Source organism: Vibrio sp. AK197, from assembly GCF_053903115.1.
Window position 1 is genome coordinate 630247 of record NZ_CP096430.1, and the last position, 19708, is coordinate 649954.

Annotated in this window: 16 protein-coding genes; 10 read left to right on the plus strand and 6 right to left on the minus strand. The window is 44.5% G+C overall.

Annotated features, from left to right (window positions below; translation table 11 throughout):
• Positions 1-7 precede the first annotated feature (7 nt).
• The 4 genes from bamB (at position 8) to M1D72_RS10040 (ending at position 4358) form a co-directional block, all read left to right on the plus strand.
• A complete protein-coding gene (gene bamB, locus M1D72_RS10025; protein ID WP_456296786.1) occupies positions 8-1168 on the plus strand; it encodes an outer membrane protein assembly factor BamB in 1161 nt (386 codons plus the stop codon).
• Positions 1169-1323: 155 nt separating this feature from the next.
• Positions 1324-2808, plus strand: coding sequence for a ribosome biogenesis GTPase Der (gene der / locus M1D72_RS10030; protein ID WP_456296787.1), 1485 nt, complete (start codon positions 1324-1326; stop codon positions 2806-2808).
• Positions 2809-2896: 88 nt separating this feature from the next.
• Positions 2897-3775, plus strand: a complete 879-nt coding sequence (locus tag M1D72_RS10035; protein WP_456296788.1) for an alanyl-tRNA editing protein — start codon at positions 2897-2899, stop codon at positions 3773-3775.
• 355 nt (positions 3776-4130) lie between these two features.
• Positions 4131-4358, plus strand: a complete 228-nt coding sequence (locus tag M1D72_RS10040; protein WP_456297378.1) for a zinc ribbon domain-containing protein — start codon at positions 4131-4133, stop codon at positions 4356-4358.
• Here M1D72_RS10040 and xseA read toward each other — a convergent pair.
• Positions 4355-5677 carry an exodeoxyribonuclease VII large subunit gene (gene xseA, locus M1D72_RS10045; RefSeq protein WP_456296789.1) on the minus strand — a complete coding sequence of 441 codons (1323 nt, stop codon included), beginning with the start codon at positions 5675-5677 and terminating at the stop codon, positions 4355-4357. The genes M1D72_RS10040 and xseA overlap by 4 nt on opposite strands.
• A 216-nt stretch (positions 5678-5893) precedes the next feature.
• Between xseA and guaB the strand changes: the two genes are divergently transcribed.
• Together guaB and guaA are read left to right on the plus strand one after the other, a co-directional pair.
• The gene (gene guaB / locus M1D72_RS10050; protein ID WP_390191337.1) at positions 5894-7357 is read left to right on the plus strand and encodes an IMP dehydrogenase; all 1464 of its coding nucleotides are present in this window, start codon (positions 5894-5896) and stop codon (positions 7355-7357) included.
• Between the two features lie 102 nt (positions 7358-7459).
• On the plus strand, positions 7460-9010 hold the full coding sequence (guaA, locus tag M1D72_RS10055; RefSeq protein WP_456296790.1) for a glutamine-hydrolyzing GMP synthase: 1551 nt from the start codon (positions 7460-7462) through the stop codon (positions 9008-9010).
• A gap of 70 nt (positions 9011-9080) precedes the next feature.
• On the opposite strand, the gene cls is transcribed toward guaA, so the two are convergent.
• On the minus strand, positions 9081-10490 hold the full coding sequence (gene cls / locus M1D72_RS10060) for a cardiolipin synthase (RefSeq protein WP_456296791.1): 1410 nt from the start codon (positions 10488-10490) through the stop codon (positions 9081-9083).
• A 647-nt stretch (positions 10491-11137) separates the two neighbouring features.
• Here cls and M1D72_RS10065 point away from each other — a divergent pair.
• The 3 genes from M1D72_RS10065 to M1D72_RS10075 all read left to right on the plus strand — a co-directional run bounded on the left by M1D72_RS10065 (position 11138) and on the right by M1D72_RS10075 (position 13897).
• Positions 11138-11863 (plus strand): outer membrane protein OmpK, encoded by a 726-nt coding sequence (locus M1D72_RS10065; protein ID WP_456296792.1) that lies wholly within the window; start codon positions 11138-11140, stop codon positions 11861-11863.
• 249 nt (positions 11864-12112) lie between these two features.
• Complete coding sequence (locus M1D72_RS10070; protein WP_390191327.1) at positions 12113-12706, plus strand: acetate uptake transporter; 594 nt, start codon at positions 12113-12115, stop codon at positions 12704-12706.
• A gap of 192 nt (positions 12707-12898) precedes the next feature.
• Positions 12899-13897 carry an HAD family hydrolase gene (locus tag M1D72_RS10075; RefSeq protein ID WP_456296793.1) on the plus strand — a complete coding sequence of 333 codons (999 nt, stop codon included), beginning with the start codon at positions 12899-12901 and terminating at the stop codon, positions 13895-13897.
• 70 nt (positions 13898-13967) lie between these two features.
• Here M1D72_RS10075 and M1D72_RS10080 read toward each other — a convergent pair whose 3' ends face one another.
• The 4 genes from M1D72_RS10080 to M1D72_RS10095 all read right to left on the minus strand — a co-directional run bounded on the left by M1D72_RS10080 (position 13968) and on the right by M1D72_RS10095 (position 18372).
• A complete protein-coding gene (locus tag M1D72_RS10080; RefSeq protein ID WP_456296794.1) occupies positions 13968-15512 on the minus strand; it encodes an alanine/glycine:cation symporter family protein in 1545 nt (514 codons plus the stop codon).
• Between the two features lie 393 nt (positions 15513-15905).
• Entirely contained in the window at positions 15906-17015 is a 1110-nt protein-coding gene (locus M1D72_RS10085; RefSeq protein WP_390191322.1) for an AI-2E family transporter, read from the minus strand.
• Positions 17008-17682, minus strand: a complete 675-nt coding sequence (locus M1D72_RS10090) for a potassium channel family protein (RefSeq protein WP_456296795.1) — start codon at positions 17680-17682, stop codon at positions 17008-17010. The genes M1D72_RS10085 and M1D72_RS10090 overlap by 8 nt, the downstream gene beginning before the upstream one ends.
• A gap of 363 nt (positions 17683-18045) precedes the next feature.
• Positions 18046-18372, minus strand: a complete 327-nt coding sequence (locus M1D72_RS10095) for a hypothetical protein (protein WP_456296796.1) — start codon at positions 18370-18372, stop codon at positions 18046-18048.
• 517 nt (positions 18373-18889) lie between these two features.
• Here M1D72_RS10095 and M1D72_RS10100 point away from each other — a divergent pair.
• A complete protein-coding gene (locus M1D72_RS10100) occupies positions 18890-19675 on the plus strand; it encodes an ABC transporter ATP-binding protein (protein ID WP_456296797.1) in 786 nt (261 codons plus the stop codon).
• The last annotated feature ends 33 nt before the right edge of the window (positions 19676-19708 follow it).

Sequence of the window (19708 nt, forward strand, 5' to 3'; positions counted from 1 at the left end):
GTGAACAATGAAAACATTGCTTCGTAAAGCTCTAATCTCGGCCGTGGTGATGGGTGTGCTTGCTGGCTGTGCCAGTGAGGAAGACACCATTGTCATGGCACCGGTGCCAAGTGTAGACAACCAATTCACTCCTAAAATGGATTGGGCGACGTCTATAGCTGATGGTGTTGGTGAATATTACTCTAAGCTAAAGCCTGAATACGCGTATGATCATGTGTTTGTCGCGAGTCGAAGTGGACTCGTCAAAGCCCTTGATCCAGAAAACGGGAAAACGGTTTGGCAAATTGATTTAGAAAAAGATGTGCCAGCTCGTTTGTCGGGCGGGATCACCGCTGGCTACGATAAAATTTTTATCGGTAGTGAAAACGGCAGTGTCACGGCGCTCAACGCAGAAAGCGGTGAAGAAGTTTGGCACAGTAATGTCGAAGGTGAAGTACTTGCTGCACCTACGACCGACAGCAATTTGGTTATCGTTAATACCAGCCGTGGCATGCTTGTTGCGCTTGACCAAAGTACTGGCGAACAGAAATGGACCATTAGCACCGAGGTGCCTAACCTCACCTTACGCGGTGATAGCCAACCGGTTGCGGCTGGTGGTGGTGTATTTTGGGGTACGGCAAATGGTCGCTTAGCGGCAGCGGTTGTTGACCGTGGCCAGCTTATTTGGCAACAGCCGATAGGCACTCCGCAAGGTGCGACTGAAATCGACCGTTTAGTGGATGTGGATGCAACCCCAGTTGTTATTGGCCCTGTATTATACATTGCCGGTTACAACGGTCAGCTCACCGCCATTGATCTGCGTTCTGGTAAGCCAGCGTGGAAACGCCAGTATTCATCGGCCACCGATCTCGCTTCGGATGGCAACCGTATTTTCGTCGTAACGCAAGATGACCATTTAGCGGCGGTAGATGCGCGTAGCGGCACTGAAATTTGGACCAATGATGAACTTGAAAATCGTCTACTAACGGCACCAGCGATTATTGATGGTTACTTAGTGGTTGGCGATAGCGAAGGGTATCTGCATTGGCTTGATCGTGATAGTGGTGAGTTTGTTGCTCAGCAACATGTCGACAGCAGCGGTTTTGCCGTGGCACCAATCCAACTCGATGATGGTTATGTGCTGGTAACTCGCGAAGGCGAAGTAAAGAAACTAACGATCAACGAATAATAACGTGATATAATTCGCAGTCGGCTCCTGGTTGGTAACAGCTAGGGGCCGTTTTGTTGAGTTAAATCCTAAAGTGTGTGGTTATAGGCAAAGACAGCGCAAAGCCCGCTATCCTTACCTATAACTACATAGAAAGAAATATTGTAGAGGTTACTATGTTACCTGTTGTTGCCCTCGTGGGCCGCCCGAATGTGGGTAAATCGACGCTGTTTAACCGCCTAACGCGCACTCGAGATGCGTTGGTGGCCGATTTCCCGGGCCTCACCCGTGACCGTAAATACGGTCAAGCAAAGCTTGGTGAACACGAGTTTATTGTTATCGATACCGGAGGGATTGATGGCAGTGAAGAAGGCGTTGAAAATGAGATGGCGCGTCAATCGCTAGCGGCAATTGATGAAGCAGATGTCGTCCTATTCCTTGTTGATGGTCGCGCAGGTCTCACCCCATCGGATGTGTCGATAGCCAATCATTTACGTCGCACCGAAAAGCCTAGCTACTTGGTCGTGAATAAAGTCGATGGTATTGATGTTGACGCTGCCAGTGCCGATTTTTGGCAATTGGGGATGGAAAGCATGTACCAGATTGCTGCAGCTCACGGACGTGGTGTTAGCTCGCTGATTGACCGTGTTCTTAACCCATTTGCAGAGAAATTGCTTAAAGAGTCACAGCAGATCGAAGATCTGACTGGCGATGAACAACCAGAGCAAGAGCAACTTGAGTTTACGGAAGAAGAAGCAGAACAAGAGTTCCAGCGTCTTCAAGACCAACCCATTAAACTGGCGATCATTGGTCGTCCAAATGTTGGTAAATCAACATTGACCAACCGCATTCTTGGCGAAGAGCGTGTGGTTGTTTACGATATGCCGGGTACAACCCGTGATTCCATCTACATTCCAATGGAACGTGATGGACGTGAATATGTACTTATCGATACTGCGGGTGTTCGTCGTCGTAAGCGTATTAATGAAACCGTAGAAAAGTTCTCAGTGGTTAAAACATTGAAAGCCATTGAAGACGCGAACGTGGTGATGCTGATCATTGATGCACGCGAAAATATCTCTGACCAAGATTTGAGTTTATTAGGTTTTGCTCTTAACGCCGGTCGCTCGATTGTTCTCGCCGTGAATAAGTGGGATGGCTTAGATTCCGAAGTAAAAGAATACGTGAAGAAAGAATTGGATCGCCGTCTTGGCTTTGTTGATTTTGCCCGTATTCACTTTATTTCCGCGTTGCATGGCACTGGGGTTGGGCACTTATTTGAATCAGTACAAGAAGCGTATAAATCGGCAACGACTCGTGTCGGTACGTCCGTGTTGACTCGCATCATGAAGATAGCAACGGAAGATCATCAGCCGCCAATGGTTCGTGGCCGTCGAGTAAAATTAAAATACGCTCACGCTGGAGGCTATAACCCACCGATTATTGTTATCCATGGCAACTTGGTGAATGAACTTCCAGATTCGTATAAACGTTATCTGATGAATTACTATCGCAAGTCTTTGGAGATCATGGGAACGCCAATTCGTATCCAATTCCAAAACAGCGAAAACCCATTTGAGAAGAAAACCACTAAAGCGACATTATCTCAGGAGAGAAAGCGTAAGCGCCTAATGAGTATGATGAAAGATCGCAAGAAATAGTTTTCTTGATTGAATCAAGCGCCGAACGATGAAGATCGTTGGCGCTTTTTTTATCTTTAGGTTTTGTCATCAATCAAAAGGAATGAGCATGATAGTTAGCGCAACCCACATTCGTTTTTGCCATCAAATTTGGCAGTTAGATGCGTCGGTACAATGGATTCAACCCTGCGAGGGAGGCCTAGACATTGTTACCGATATTTCACCTTTTCACCCTGTGAGTCATATATGGCCAGACCATCCGGCGGATAAGGGCGTTATTTGTAGCGAAGCTCAATCAGTGGCGGTCGTTGATTGTTTGGTTGGAGCCTTTGAACATCAAAGCCAACAATTATGGATAGGTGAGAATATTCCCGTAAAACGCGATACACCGGGATGGGAGTTTGTTGTAGTACATCGAGTTTTAGATAATTGTACTGTTAAAGTCGGCGATATAGTGAAATTATCTGTTGATGAGAACTACCAACGTGCACTTAGCCGAGGCCATAGCGCAGGACATTTAGCGTATTTAGCCCTTAACAAAGTGCTCGATATAGCCTACTGGCGAAAGGATGCAGAGCGTAAAGATACGCTTGGTCACCGAGATTTCAATAGTTATGCTCAGCAAACAAGTACGGTGACTACCGACCAATGTGTCGATTGTTATCGATTGGGGAAAACGTTGCGTAAGCGAGGTTTAAACAGTGCTGAGGTGATTGAACAGTTATCTTCGATAGAAAACTCTGTTAATCAACAACTTAAAGAGTGGCTAGCGCTAGATTCAAAAGTGACAATGCGCTGTGAGGGCCCTAGTCTAACGGATTCTCGCTATTGGCAGTGCGATCTACACGAGCCACAACTCGCGGTTATTCCTTGCGGTGGGACTCATATTGAGTCACTCGCAGATATCGCTGAGTGTCAGGTACGATTAGTGAAGATTGATGAACAAAATCTCGAAATGCACACGCATGTAATTGCGCCATCGCAATAAGCGATCTTTTTATTTAATACTGAATTAAAGATAAAAAATATAAAAATCAGGATATTTGTCTATCTTAAATCCAAATGCAGCACATGTAACTTATGCTTTCGGTATGTGGTTATATAAAAGTTCTTTTAAGGGCAGATCGCTGAACAAAGAGTATTAAGCCTCCGATCGTCAAAGGATCTTTTTCGATCAACAGGCAGGGGGTAGAGGAGTGCGTATGTTTCGCCGACTACGCTCAATCTATCGTCAATATGGGCGCTAATATAGATCGTTACTTGTCTATTGTGATGAAGATCAATGCTGATTAACGATCGCAACGTTTACCATTTGGATATGCGCTTTACTGAGGAACCCAATGATGAGTGACAATATATGCCCTAACTGTCAGCAGTCTCTTGAATGGGATAATGGGTATGTGTGCAAAGCATGCAGCCAACGTTATCAAAAACAAGCCGATTGCCCCGAGTGCGGTCATCAACTTGAAAAATTACAGGCGTGCGGTGCGGCAAGTTACTTTTGTAATCACTGTAATGAACTTAAATCGAAATCGCGTTTAACTTTTCGATTTATTGCCAAAACGGACTAATCGACCGTTGACTTGAACTCGCCTGATGCAAGTCGAGTAATGACTTTGTCTCCTGACTGCAACGAGGAGGCATCGGTAATGACATCACCATCTGCTGATTGTGTAATCGAGTAACCACGTTTTAGTGTCGCGAGTGGACTTACGGTATCAAGCTTTTCAGCCGCTAAGGAAAGTTGATGGCGATGGTTGAGTAATTGATGCTTCAGTGCGTCGTGTAAACGACGTGTCGACTGCTGAAGATGATTTTGCTGATGACTCAATTGATATTGAGGAGAACACAAAGCTAGTCGATGCTCTAACCGTTGTAAACCTTGCTTTTGCTGAGAGAGTTGGTGCTGTATACCACGCGCTAAGCGTATTTGTAGATCGTCAAGTTGTTGCGCTTGCTGCATTAAGCGTTGGCGCGGGTGTTGACGTTCCAGGCGGTGCGATAGCATGGAGAGCTGATGCTGCTGTTTAGAAAAATAGTGCAGCATACTGCTCGCTAGATTCTGCTGACGCTGCTGGAATACTTGCTGCTTATGGCTATTATCTCGGCTGACGAGTTCGGCTGCTGCTGAGGGGGTCGGTGCACGAACATCGGCAACGAAGTCGGCAATGGTGACATCCACTTCATGGCCAACAGCACTGATAATTGGTATTTGACTCGCCGCGATAGTGCGAGCGACGATTTCATTGTTAAAACACCACAAGTCTTCCAGTGAGCCACCGCCCCGGCCAACGATCAAAACATCACATTCGGCGCGTGCATTTGCGCGACCAATCGCTTGAGCGATTTGAATAGCCGCTTCCTCTCCTTGAACCAGCGTTGGATAAACAACGACAGGCAAACTTGGATCTCGGCGTTTTAACACATCTAAAATATCGTATAAAGCGGCACCGGTTTTAGACGTTATGACCCCGACACGTTGAGGATGCTCGGGAAGCGGTGTCTTGAGAGCTTGAGCAAACAAGCCTTCGGCAGCCAGCTTCATTTTTAATTCGTCAAACTGCTGCTGTAGACGACCATCGCCTTCAGGTTGCATTGATTCGATAATTAACTGGTAATCACCACGAGGTTCATAAAGCGATAAACGCGCTTTGACTAATACTTGATTGCCAGCTTGGGGCTTGAAGGTGACGCGGCGGTTGTTCCCTTTGAACATCGCGCATTTAACCTGCGCACGACTATCTTTTAGTGTGAAGTACCAGTGCCCAGAAACAGGCGCAGAAAAGTTGGAGATTTCGCCCACCAGCCAAACTATTCCCATTTCATTTTCTAGTAACAAACGTACTTCAGCATTTAAACGTGAAACGGTGAATATATTTTGATTGGTCATATGAGTGGGCTAATTCCTAAGACATGAGTATGGAAATTAGCGGCAATATAATACATATCAAGGGGGATAATGCAAATAAAATATATAAAAATGTGTAGCCAAGCGATTTCGTTCGCCGTATAATCCCTCCGCAATATCTAATCCAAATGACTTTATTACGCGAAACGATAAAGCTTGGATTTACTTTTTTAAACCTCTTGTTGTGAGATATTGCAAATGTTAAGAATTGCCAAAGAAGCGCTGACTTTCGACGACGTATTACTCGTACCAGCACACTCCACCGTTCTCCCAAATACAGCCGATCTTCGCACTCGGTTGACCAAAAACATAAACCTGAACATTCCTATGATTTCCGCGTCCATGGACACGGTCACTGAAGCTCGCCTTGCGATTGCGCTTGCTCAGGAAGGTGGTATTGGTTTTATTCACAAAAACATGTCGATTGAACAACAAGCGGCAGAAGTCAGTAAAGTTAAGAAATTTGAAGCAGGTGTGGTTACAGACCCTGTAACAGTCAGCCCTGATGCGACCATTGCCGATGTGGTTGCGTTAACCGAAAAACATGGCTTTGCTGGTTTTCCTGTGGTGACTGAAAGCAACGAATTGGTCGGTATTATTACCGGGCGTGATGTACGCTTTGTAACAGATTTGAGCAAAAAAGTCGCTTCAGTGATGACGCCGAAAGAGAGCTTGGCTGCCGTTCAAGAAGGTGCTACTCGCGCTGAAGTACAAGAAAAAATGCATGAAGCGCGTGTTGAGAAAGTTCTGGTTGTGAATGATGAATTCCAGCTGACCGGTATGATCACCGCAAAAGACTTCCACAAAGCAGAACGTAAACCAAATGCATGTAAAGATGATCGTGGTCGTTTACGTGTTGGCGCGGCCGTGGGAGCGGGTGCAGGTAACGAAGAACGTGTTGCGGCTCTGGTTGCAGCTGGTATCGATGTGCTTTTGATTGACTCTTCTCACGGGCACTCAGAAGGCGTTCTACAACGTATCCGTGATACCCGCGCTGCTTACCCAGATCTTGATATCATTGGTGGTAACGTGGCAACGGGCGCCGGAGCAAAAGCTCTGATTGAAGCGGGTGTGAGTGCTGTAAAAGTGGGTATCGGCCCAGGCTCTATCTGTACGACTCGCATTGTTACTGGGGTAGGGGTTCCACAAATTACCGCGATTGCTGATGCTGTCGAAGTGGCGAATGAATACGGTATTCCGGTGATTGCTGATGGCGGTATTCGTTTTTCAGGTGATATCTGTAAAGCCATCGTTGCTGGCGCATCGTGTGTGATGGTAGGTTCAATGTTCGCTGGAACGGAAGAATCTCCAGGCGAAGTCATTCTTTACAATGGTCGTTCGTACAAATCATACCGTGGTATGGGATCTCTGGGCGCAATGTCTCAAGGCTCTTCTGATCGCTACTTCCAAACAGACAACGCGGCAGACAAACTTGTGCCTGAAGGTATTGAAGGTCGCATCGCGTACAAAGGTCGCCTAAAAGAGATCGTTCACCAGCAAATGGGTGGTTTGCGTTCAAGTATGGGTCTTACAGGCTCAGCGACTATCGAAGATATGCGAACTAAAGCGGAATTCGTCCGTATTTCTGGTGCGGGCATGCAGGAATCTCATGTCCATGACGTGCAGATCACGAAAGAAGCACCGAACTACCGTTTAGGTTAAGGTATTAGGCTTACGTAAACGTTTGCTTTTTTCCTTGAAGCCTTGATGTGAGGCGGGTACACTCGCCTCCGTTTTCTTCACTTAGCTAAAAGACTGCCCACAATGACGAAAAATATTCATGACCAACGTATTCTGATTCTTGATTTTGGATCTCAGTACACACAATTGGTCGCACGCCGCGTTCGTGAAATCGGTGTTTACTGTGAACTTTGGAGTTGGGATGTAGATGAAGCGGATATTCGTGAATTCAATCCTGACGGCATTATTCTTTCTGGTGGCCCTGAAAGTGTAACCGAACATAACTCACCTCGTGCCCCACAATATGTATTTGATAGTGGCTTACCGGTATTGGGTGTTTGTTACGGCATGCAAACCATGGCAGAGCAGTTAGGCGGGCGAGTTGCCGGTTCTAACGAACGTGAATTTGGTTACGCACAAGTGAACGTCACCGAGTGTTCTCTATTCAAAGATCTTGATGCAATTCAAGACGTTTGGATGAGCCACGGTGACAAAGTTGTCGAAATTCCTGCTGACTTTACTCAAGTTGGCTCAACGGACACCTGCCCATATGCGGCAATGGCTAATGAAGAGAAGAAATACTTCGGTGTTCAGTTCCACCCTGAAGTTACTCATACCAAACAAGGTCTTCAGATGCTGGAGAACTTTGTTCTGGGCGTCTGTGGCTGTGAACGCTTATGGACATCAGAATCCATTATCGAAGATGCAGTTGCTCGTATCAAAGAACAAGTTGGTGATGATGAAGTCATTCTTGGTCTATCGGGTGGGGTAGATTCATCGGTTGTTGCGATGCTGGTTCACCGTGCTATCGGAGATCGCTTAACGTGTGTGTTCGTTGATAACGGGCTACTACGTTTAAACGAAGCTGAGCAAGTGATGGAGATGTTTGGCGATAAATTTGGCCTCAACATCATTCATATTGACGCGGAAGAACGCTTCCTTAAAGCGTTAGAAGGGAAATCAGACCCTGAAGAAAAACGCAAAACCATTGGTCATGTGTTTGTTGAAGTTTTTGATGAAGAGTCGAAGAAACTGAAAAATGCAAAATGGCTTGCTCAAGGAACGATTTATCCTGATGTGATCGAATCGGCAGCATCGAAAACTGGTAAAGCACATGTAATTAAATCTCACCATAACGTCGGCGGTTTGCCAGACGATATGCAAATGGGGTTAGTCGAGCCGTTGCGTGAACTGTTTAAAGACGAAGTGCGTAAGATTGGTCTTGAACTTGGTTTGCCATACAACATGCTTTACCGCCATCCATTCCCTGGGCCTGGTCTTGGTGTCCGCGTGCTAGGTGAAATTAAGAAAGAGTACTGTGATTTACTTCGCCGTGCGGATGCTATCTTCATTGAAGAGCTTCATGCTGCTGATCTGTATAACAAAGTCTCTCAAGCCTTTACGGTATTTTTACCTGTACGTTCTGTTGGCGTTATGGGCGATGGTCGTAAATACGACTGGGTAGTTTCGCTGCGCGCAGTGGAAACCATTGACTTTATGACTGCACATTGGGCGCATTTGCCATACGATTTCCTTGGCCGCGTATCGAACCGTATCATCAACGAAGTCGACGGTATTTCTCGCGTGGTTTACGATATCTCTGGTAAGCCACCAGCGACAATTGAGTGGGAATAACTGTTAGGCCGTAGAGTTTGACACTAGCAAGCACTCAGTGATGATTAAGCCCGCATAACAGCGGGCTTTTTTATAGTATTGGAGCGAGTAATCGCGATAACTTCACTCCCAACCACCACCATAAAGGTCGCTGCTTTAGAGCGTCTGGAGCTATTGGTTGCGCATTATCGAAATCTTTCTCAAACATTGTTTCTATTTGGTTGGCGAGGTCTGTATCGACAGTCACCACCGATACCTCGAAGTTAAGACGAAACGAGCGGTTGTCGAAGTTATGTGTTCCCACGCTTGAGGTATGCTCATCAATCAACATCGCTTTTTGGTGTAGAAACCCCGGCTTATAGGCATAAAAGCGAATGTTTAGCTCGCACAACTTTTGTATATAGTGGAATGATGCCAAGTACACAGGAAGGCTATCGGGCTTGCCTGTCGTAATTATTCGTACATCCACCCCGCGTAGGGCTGCAAGTTGCAATGCTTTCATGACCGCTTCATCTGGAATGAAATAAGGGGAAGATAACCAGATACGTTGCTTAGCGCTATTGATGGCGGCGACAAAAAACAAGTTGGCGTTTTCTAATGGGCCTGTTGGCGCGGTGGGAAAGACCATCACTTTCTGATTACTTTGATGGGAGGCGGTGGGAGTCCAGTTGACCGTCGGGATTTTGCGAGTTGCCCAGTACCAATCAGATAATATCGTTAATTGTATTGGTAATACCGCTGGCCCTTCGAGTTTGATATGAGTATCTCGCCATGGGCTTAACTTTGGATTTCGCCCCAAATACTCATCTCCAACATTATGCCCACCGAGCCAAGCGCTGAGGCCATCGATCACTACCATTTTTCGGTGGTTGCGAAAATTCAATTGAAAACGATTTAACCATCCTTGGTTCGGTTTAAAAGAGCTGACCTCAATACCCTGTGAACGCATTTCTTTAACATACGTTTTGGATAAATCTTGACTGCCAATTTCGTCAAACAAGACGATCACTTTGATGCCTGCTTGGGCGCGTTTTGTGAGTGCAGCTTTGACTTTTTGCCCGAGTTCATCATCTCGAATCATGTAGAACTGAAAAAGAATGTACTGCTTTGCCTGCGCGATCCCTTCGAGGATACTCTCGAACGTCGCGTGCCCATTTATCAGTAATGTCATTGAGTTATTGCTGACGATTGGGTGCTGGGAAATGTCTTGGGTTGCTTGAAACCAATGTGGGCATTGTTTTTCTGGAACTTGCCACGGTCTAAGGTGCTGAGCACAATTGGTCTTCAAATTACTCATTTCTTTGGCTCGCTGCTCAAATGCTTCAACTCTACCTTGAAAGCGATTTCGTCCAAAAACGGCGTACAAAGGAATAGCAATAAAAGGAACGGTGACAAGAGAAATAACCCATGCGACCGCGCCAGTCGGTGTCCGTGCGGTCATGGCGGCATGCAAAGCTGTCACTATACCAAGGATATAAACAACAACGAGTGTTACTACCATCACTGCTCGATACCAGTGAGTTTAGGTTTATGAATCATGAGGGTAAAATCTCCTATCTCAGGGTTTTGATGTGTATTTGTCTGATTTATAGGTCAAGCGAATACCTAACCACCACATTAACACTGTTATTCGGCATCTCCTAGGTGGAGAAAAATAGCGTAGTGCCCTTCTAACGCCCCACAGACTGGTCCCAGTTTGATTCCACTCGTCTCATATCAAGGTGTTTGGTCGTCAATGATATGCGTTGACTCCTAGTGTATTCACTCCTGTATTTCATCTAGGCGATTTCCCCAGTCAACATTACTTATTATTCCTAGATCTATAACAGTCTGTTTTTATGCACAGTTTTGGATAAAGGCAGCGGGAACTTGCACCTAAAGTATGCGTTTAGAACGCTGCCTATCAATAATAAAGGATGATTAATTATTCATATATTATTGATAATTATAATGTTGTTGATTTTTTTTAAATAAATTAACCAAGTGGTCAGCTTTTTGCTACGCGTAGCTTACTTGGGGTGAAGTCATTGCCACCATAAAGCGGCAGGCACCATAGAGCCACATTTGCTTAAGGAAATACATTCAGAGTGAAAGGGCATCCCCCAAGTTAGGAGATATTAATAAAAATTATGTAAAGGAAGACAGATAATGAAATTTAAACAAGTCACGACGACTTTGCTCATCGGTTTATGCACGGCGGCAACGGCAACGACGGCTAATGCTGAAATGATCTGGCAAGACTTTAGTGTCAGTTATTTGAACGGTAGTGATTATGAAGTCGGCGATAAGGATCGCCAAGTCATCACGTTTGAGCATGCCAGTGGCCACTCTTGGGGCGATACGTTCTTCTTCTTAGACCGTTTGAAATGGGATGATGGGACCACTGAAAACTACAGTGAGTTTTCTCCTCGTGCGAGCTTAAGTCATCTTTCTGGTTCTTCACTTTCTTTCGGTCCAGTAAAAGATGTTTTGATCTCAACAACTTGGGAATCTGGTGAAGGTTTTGATAACTTTTTATATGGCGTTGGTTTTGCGCTTGATGTTCCTGGGTTTAACTATTTCAACCTTAACCTTTATCAAGCCGACAACGATGAGTCTGATGATGATCAGCAGTTAACCTGGACGTGGGGATTGCCGGTAGAGGTTGGCGGGGCAGAGTTCTTATGGGATGGTTTCTTAGACTGGTCCTCTGCATCAGACACCAACTCGGCTGAAATGAACTGGACATCACAGGTTAAGTGGAACGCTGGTAAGTTGCTAGGTTTGTCTTCGCCGCTGTATTTAGGCATTGAGTACTCATTCTGGAACAATAAGTTTGGTATTAAAGATGCGGATGAGCGTAATGCCGCTTTGTTAGTGAAATGGCACTTCTAGAATAACGTACCTTACATTAGGTTAATGATTTAAAAAAGCTCGCGATAGGCGAGCTTTTGTTTTTAACTATCTGTTAATAATGTATTTTTTATTATTTGTCTTCTTTTGTTGAGCTTTTGTTTTTAATAAACCCAATAACCATATAAATGAAATCTTAGTTTTCATAAATACAATCTTATCTTTTGGCGATGAGGCATTTAAAATCCGCGCGTATTTTTTATTCATATTTTTGAAAAAGGGTTTTATTCGATGTCGACAAAACTGGCTAATCCAGCACCTTTAGGTTTAATGGGATTTGGTATGACAACCATTCTCCTCAACATTCACAATGCTGGGTTTTTCCCTATGGATTCTATGATCCTTGCGATGGGCATCTTCTACGGTGGGCTAAGCCAAGTGATTGTCGGTATCATGTGCTTTAAACGTGGTGATACCTTTGGCACTACAGCGTTTACTTCATACGGTCTATTTTGGTTGACCTTGGTTGGTCTGATTGTCATGCCTTATATGGGGCTACCTGCGAGCCCGGCTCATTTCATGGGTTGGTACTTAGCATTGTGGGGCGTCTTTACTGGCTTCATGTTTATCGGTACTTTTTGCTACCCTGTGGCGAAACGTGTGGTGTTTGGTTCACTGACAATTTTGTTTGCGTTACTGGCGATTCGTGACTTTACTGGCAGTGAAGCGATTGGTTTTACCGCTGGTGTTGTCGGCATTTTCTGTGGCGCAAGTGCGATTTACTTCGCGATGGCCCAAGTGCTTAACAACGAATTTGGTCGCGTTGTGTTACCTGTCGGTGATAAGAAAAAGCCAGCTTTACAAGCGGTAAAAGCGGCGGCTTAACGCTAAAGGCTTGAAAAGAGAAAGCGAGCAATAAGCTCGCTTTTTTTGTGCGTGAAACGTATTAATTTTAAGATATTTCTTCGGTTTCATCTAAGATAATACGTTATTAACTTGGCTCTTATTTTTCATATTGGCTGGTGTCCTAAACTGGCTCCGATCCTATTTACATGACCTCAAACAGGAATTGCCAAAATGAAAATATTCGTGACATCCGCGCGCGCCATTTTTATCGCGATGTTAAGTTTGGCTTTGTGCCAAACTGCGATGGCGAAAGAGAGCGATCCGTTGCCTTCTTGGAATGACGGCCCAACTAAGTCTGCCATTATTGAGTTTATGGATAAGGCGACGGATGAATACTCGGAGCAGTATGTCCCACTTGATGAACGTGTTGCGACGTTTGATAACGATGGAACCTTGTGGTCTGAAAAGCCGCTTTATTTCCAATTGCTTTTTGCCCTAGATCGTGTCGCTCAGTTGGCCAAGGATCATCCCGAGTGGCCAAAAAAAACCCCTTTCTCTTACGTACTAAACGGGGAAACCGATAAGCTTTCCACACAAGATATTCTGACTATCGTTGAAGCCACGCATTCAGGCATGTCGAGTGATGAGTTTGATAAAATCGTTAAAGAGTGGATTAGCACCGCGAAACATCCAACAACGGGTAAGCCTTATACCTCGATGGTGTTTAAACCAATGCTTGAGCTGATGAATTATTTCCGTAGCCATGGATTTAAAACTTTCATTGTTTCTGGTGGAGGCAATGCATTTATGCGAGCTTGGGTTTCATCAACCTATAACATTCCTCCCGAGCAAGTGATTGGGTCGAGAATGGCGGCAGAATACCAGATTATTGATGGTAAACCCCAAATCACGCGTTTGCCTGAGTTAGTGATAAACAATGATAAAGCCATGAAGCCAGTGGAAATTTATCAAGCGATTGGGCGTAGGCCTGTTGCTGCGTTTGGTAACTCTGATGGTGATTTAGCGATGTTGCAATGGACGATGGCAGGTAAAGGGCCTCGATTGGCTATGTTTGTTCACCACACTGATGCGAAACGGGAGTGGCAGTATGACCGACACTCTTCGGTTGGGAAATTAGACAAAGGACTGGATGAAGCCAAGGCTGGCGGCTGGTTAATCGCGGATATGAAAAAAGACTGGAAGCAAATCTATCCTGGTGACGATAAATAAATGTTTGAAACTAAAAAAGGGTTAGCCATTTGGCTAACCCTTTTATCAAAAGACGAAATGCTTGCTACGATTAGTAAGGCACTCGTTCACCATCAGTAGAAGCGGTCGGCGCTTCTTGTTCTGGTGCTTTGCCAGTTCGACGTAAGTATTTTTCTTCCCAATATTTGGCCCCTTTGATACCAAGCTTCACAGGGTTAAAGGTATATTCTTCAACGCCCGCTTTTTGTTGCTCTTCGTAATCTTTCAGCGCTTTAATTGCAGGCTTGGCCATAAAGAACAGAATTAAGATGCCAACGATATTGAGCCATGCCATCAAGCCTACGCCGACATCACCCATCGCCCATGCGAGATTTGCGGTTTTAATCGTTCCATAAAAGACCGAGGCGATGATCACCAGTTTAAGTAAGAACATTAAACCGCTGACTTTCACGCTGCGGCGAATGTATGCGATATTGGTTTCTGCGATGTAGTAATACGCCAGTACTGTTGTAAAGGAGAAGAAGAACAACGCAACGGCAATAAACAGTTTGCCGACACCGGGTAGGGCACTTTCAATCGCCATCTGAGTGAATACTGGGCCATTGGCTCCGATATTCGCAGCTAAGTTTTGAACGATGAAACCATCGTCGCCATGTACGTTATAAGAGCCTGTAATCAAAATCATAAAGGCGGTAGCTGAACACACAAGCAGCGTATCAATATAGATGGAGAATGACTGCACTAAACCTTGCTGTGCTGGGTGGTCGACATTAGCGGCTGCGGCTGCGTGAGGACCAGTCCCTTGACCTGCTTCATTTGAATACACACCACGTTTTACTCCCCAACCAATGGCTGCACCGAAGCCCGCCATCGGTGTGAAGGCATCATCTATGATCATAGAGAAAATGCGAGGCAATTCGCCGATATTGAGCAAAATAATGATAAACGCGGTAATGATGTAGGCAAGCGCCATAAATGGCACCACAACTTGAGTGAAGTTTGCGATACGCTTTACACCACCAAAGATAATAAATGCCAGAATGATCGAGATGACGGTTCCTGTGAAGATCTTAGCAAAGCTAAAGGTTCCAATTGCAGTCTCGATCATCGCACCAGTACCAAAGGCCGCTTCAACCGCATTACCGATACTATTTGATTGAACGCCAGGAAGCAGGACGCCACATGCGAAGATGGTCGCGATGGCAAAAATCCATGCATACCATTTCTGACCCATGGCTTTTTCGATGTAGTAGGCTGGACCACCGCGAAACTCGCCTTTATCTTCTTCTTTGTATATCTGTGCCAGTGTCGATTCAATGTATGAAGTTGCGGCCCCAAAAAACGCGACCATCCACATCCAAAAGATAGCCCCAGGGCCACCAAATCCAATTGCGGCGGCAACGCCAGCAATATTACCGGTACCAACTCGACCAGAAAGCGAAACGGCTAACGCTTGAAAAGAGGAGATGCCTTTGGTTGAGCTTTTTCCGGATAGAAGAAGACGCCACATTTCAAAAAAGTGCCGAATTTGCACAAAACGTGTCATGACGGAATAGAAGAGTCCGGCTCCCAAACATAAATAGATGAGAGCAGGGCTCCAGATGATTCCGTTAAGAAAATCAACGAGTGACTGCATAAGTATTTCCCTGTTTTTTTGTATGTTGTGTTTGTTATTCCAGCGGAATATTACCCTTTTTGTAATTCATTTGTTAAACGTTTTATCTATTTCTGTCATTAAGCGTGATTGATGGCGCAAAACACTTTGATAGAGCCAATAACTAGAGATATAAATTAGAAATGGCTTATATTTTCGAATTTAGAGTAGGTATGTGCTTGGTTTGAGGTTTTATTCAGTTGGTTAAATGTTAGACGGTTGAACGTTAACGCTGAAAATTGGTTGAAAAATCAGCATATTTATCCCTTTTATAACGCAAATGTGGCGTCAGTATAAAATGGACAAGTAGAATCGTTGGCGTTTTATGTTGGCAAGAAGCTGACTTGCTTAATCGCAAGTCAGCCCGTTAGAGGATTATTCTTGGTCGACGATTTCTGCGATGGAGGCTTTCGCCTCTGGCGATCTTTTTAGCCACAGAACAAATAATTCATACCAGATAGAGAGAATGACCGCGCCTAAGAATAACCCGATAATCCCCGCAAACAACATGCCTCCAATCGCCCCAATGAGAATAATCGGCATCGGAATATCGACTCCGCGCCCCATTAGCATTGGTTTTAATACATTATCAGATAATCCGCCAACCAAAGCCCAAATGACAAATAGTGTGGTGGTTGTGGTATCGCTGGTGGAGTAGACATAAAACATGACTGGCGCCACAACCAGTAACGCAGGGAGTTGGGCAATACACAACACCAAAACTAACAGGGTTAATAACCCTGCACCAGGAATACCAAATACAAAGAATGAGGCCCCAATGATCATCGATTGAATAAACGCAACGCCGATCACCCCAACCAATACACTGCGAATGGTTGCTGCGATCATTTCTGTCCATTCTGTGGCTTGTTCACCGGCAGTGCGGACTGCGACCGTTTGTAAGGTGGCGGTGATTTTCTCGGAGTTCGCCATGAACAGTCCTGAAATGGCTAACGCAATAATAAACACCACCAAACTGGTAAAGGCTCCGCCAAGTATAGAGGCGAGAGTGGTGGCTAATGCTTTAATTTCAGGCAGGAAGTTACTAATTGCCTTTTCTAAATTGGTGGCAAATAACGCCCAAATTTCATAGAGCTTACCGCCGATCAACGGGATATTAGCGACTTTTTCTGTTGGCCTGGGAAGTTCAATGCTCCCTTGTTGCAAACTGTGGGTTATGTGCGTTATTCCATCATAAATTGAGCCAGAGACAGTTAAAAATGGCGACATCAAAATTAAAATACCGGCAATCGAGACCAACGTTGCGGCGAGTCCACGCCGTCCTTTCAGTAACACTTCGAGCCGGTTGGTCACTGGAAGCAGTGCAACAGCAATGATCGCTCCCCACAGAACAGGAATAATAAAAGGCTTAATGATGTCGTAAGTAAAGACCAACAAGATGATCAGAAGACCGATGCGTATCGCAGACTCCACCATATTATTGACGAAAATTTTATTCTGACGTTGTTCGAATTGTTTATGCATTTTGATTACCTTTATGAGCAATGTGAGCACTCACTAAACTGGAGACGACAATGGCCATGTAAAACAGGCCCGCGATCGCTTCGAGATACGTTAAAACTTGTGATAACGGCGTTATTGGGCTGATATCGCCATAGCCTAAAGTGGTCAAGGTGACGAAACTAAAATAGGCAATGTGAGAAAAGTTATTGACCCATGATTGAGATTTAATACCGGCAAATGCCTCAGGGATAAACTGCAAAATGATTAGATAAGCAAAGGCCCATACTAATCCCAGAAGAAGAAACAGCGCGACTGAGCCAACGATTTGATTTGCGGTGACTTGGTCAGTGAAGAGGATCTGTTTCGCAATCGATTTAAACGTCGATAAGAAAAACACAAAATTTAGGGCGAGCATCCATGGCTCAAGTGGTAACGTTGAAAAGACTAAGTGAGCAACGTTAAGAGCGAGCCACAAAACCAGTAGTAGTAATAAAAACCGAAACCACTGCGGGTCAAAACGAAGGCTAAACAGACAGACTCCCAGAGTTAGGGTGACAAACCCCATAAATAGAGAATCAATCAGTCGATTTTCAAGTAAAGGGAGGATTGAGCTACTCACTAGCAATGCAATCAAGGCTAGAGTCAGGTAGATAAAATTATTTTGAGGATTAATTTTTTTGATTAACACAGTTTTTTACCTAAGCCTGATGCCATAGAGAAAAAGCACACATGCACGCAAATTCGGGTTTGCTTAAAGTGCGCAAAATATAGAGGTGATGCTCTAAAACCTTGTTAGACGTAGGTCAATAATAACGAAAACCATATTGCGATAAATGGCGCGTCACCCTTTGATAAATATAGAATTTACCGAGGTACGCTAATAAATCATTGCGCCTATTCTCAAAGCTGAGTCAGTAAATCAAACAAAGGTAAGTTGTGAAGAGGGGAGAAAAAGAAAACGGCCAGTTCATCATGAACCAGCCGCTTAATTATGCTTTTGTGTAATGCCAATCAGTTCCATTGAAATTTGTTTCCTAACTGTACTTATTTATTAGTTACGAGGAACTGAAATAAATGCAGTTTCGGTAACTTTTTGACCTTGGTTGTCATCAACACTTAGAGTAACTTGCTTAGTACCGTAAACATTAGGTGTTACACGAATAGTTCCATCTTCTGCTGTTGTTGCTGATGAAGTTACAAAACATTCTACTTGTACTGGATAGTTAGCAAGAGGTTCACCATCTTTTGTTACTGTGAATGTTGCCATTGAGTCGGTTGCGGTAGCGTCTTGTTGAATATCAAGATCAGATGCAAGTGCGCCAGCAGCAAAAGTAGTTGATACAGCAGCAGTGAAAATTACAGTAGCTAGTTTAAACATAATATTTACCTCATTCGTTAAATTGACGAGTAAATGAAATCGATGTGTTTCGTTTACCTGAGGTCAATATTAGATGTGGCTCACACTTTTGACTATAGCAAAAACTCGCTCCTCTCATTCGAAAAATTAGAACATCCTTTCTTATGTTTGTTGAAATTTTTATATTATTCAAATGTTTATATGTATTTCTTGCTTGGGGAAATGTCACCTCAATTTTTATTTTTTTATATCTTTTATGCTTTATAGAGGTTTGATTAATAATTGACCGCATCAATGCTCGACGTGGGAGTGGGTTGGTATTCTATTCTCGGTGTTTTTTTGAGTGCACCTGCGTAAAAAGCGGTGTGTACGCTAAGTTTGATTTCGGACAAACTGACGACGAATTTCTTTTACTCAACAAAGAATTGGTTTTGCTACTCTTTTCATCACTCTGATTATCAGTAAAATAGCCCTCTTATTAATAAATGATAATTAAAATAGTTCTCAACTAGTTGCAGTGGAGACTGAGGGGCCGCTTATGTTCAAGGTATCGGGTGTCAAAATGGTTCGTAGCCAACGAACGATTCTTGAGATCGATGAACTTACTATTCCAACCGATCAACTGACCGTGGTGCTCGGCCACAATGGCTCTGGGAAATCGACATTAATGAGTTTACTTTCCGGTCAGCAAGCACCAGATAGCGGTAAAATTGAGCTCGATACTAAGGATATCAGTCACTACGGGGCTAAAGACTTGGCCAAGCAAGTGGCTTTTTTGCCTCAGAAGTTGCCAGCAAGTGCAGGGCTTACAGTACGCGAATTAGTCCGTTTAGGGCGTTTCCCTTGGCGTGGTGCATTAGGACGCTGGCGCAAAGAAGATGCGTCTATTATTGACGCCGCAATGGAAAAAACCGGTGTGATTTCTTTTGCTGATACGCTGGTGGATGAACTCTCCGGAGGGGAACGTCAGCGCGCATGGGTCGCGATGCTATTAGCACAGGAGTCTCCGGTTCTCATTCTCGATGAACCGACCTCAGCGCTGGATATTCAGCACCAATATCAATTAATGGCATTGTTAGCGGAATTAAACCGACAGCAAGGCTGCGGGATTATTGTTATTCTTCATGATCTTAACTTATCACTACGCTATGCGACTCATATTGTGGCGTTAAAGCAAGGTAAAGTGGCATTTTCTGGCCCTGCTGACCAGCAGATGGATGAGCAGAAACTCTCTGACCTCTATCAAACTCCGATCAAGTTGATTTCTCACCCTCAGCCTCTTGAAGCAGCTCAAGATAAAAAGGTCGCGATTGTATGTGCATAAAGTTACTACCCAAACGTGCAAACCCTTGGACAC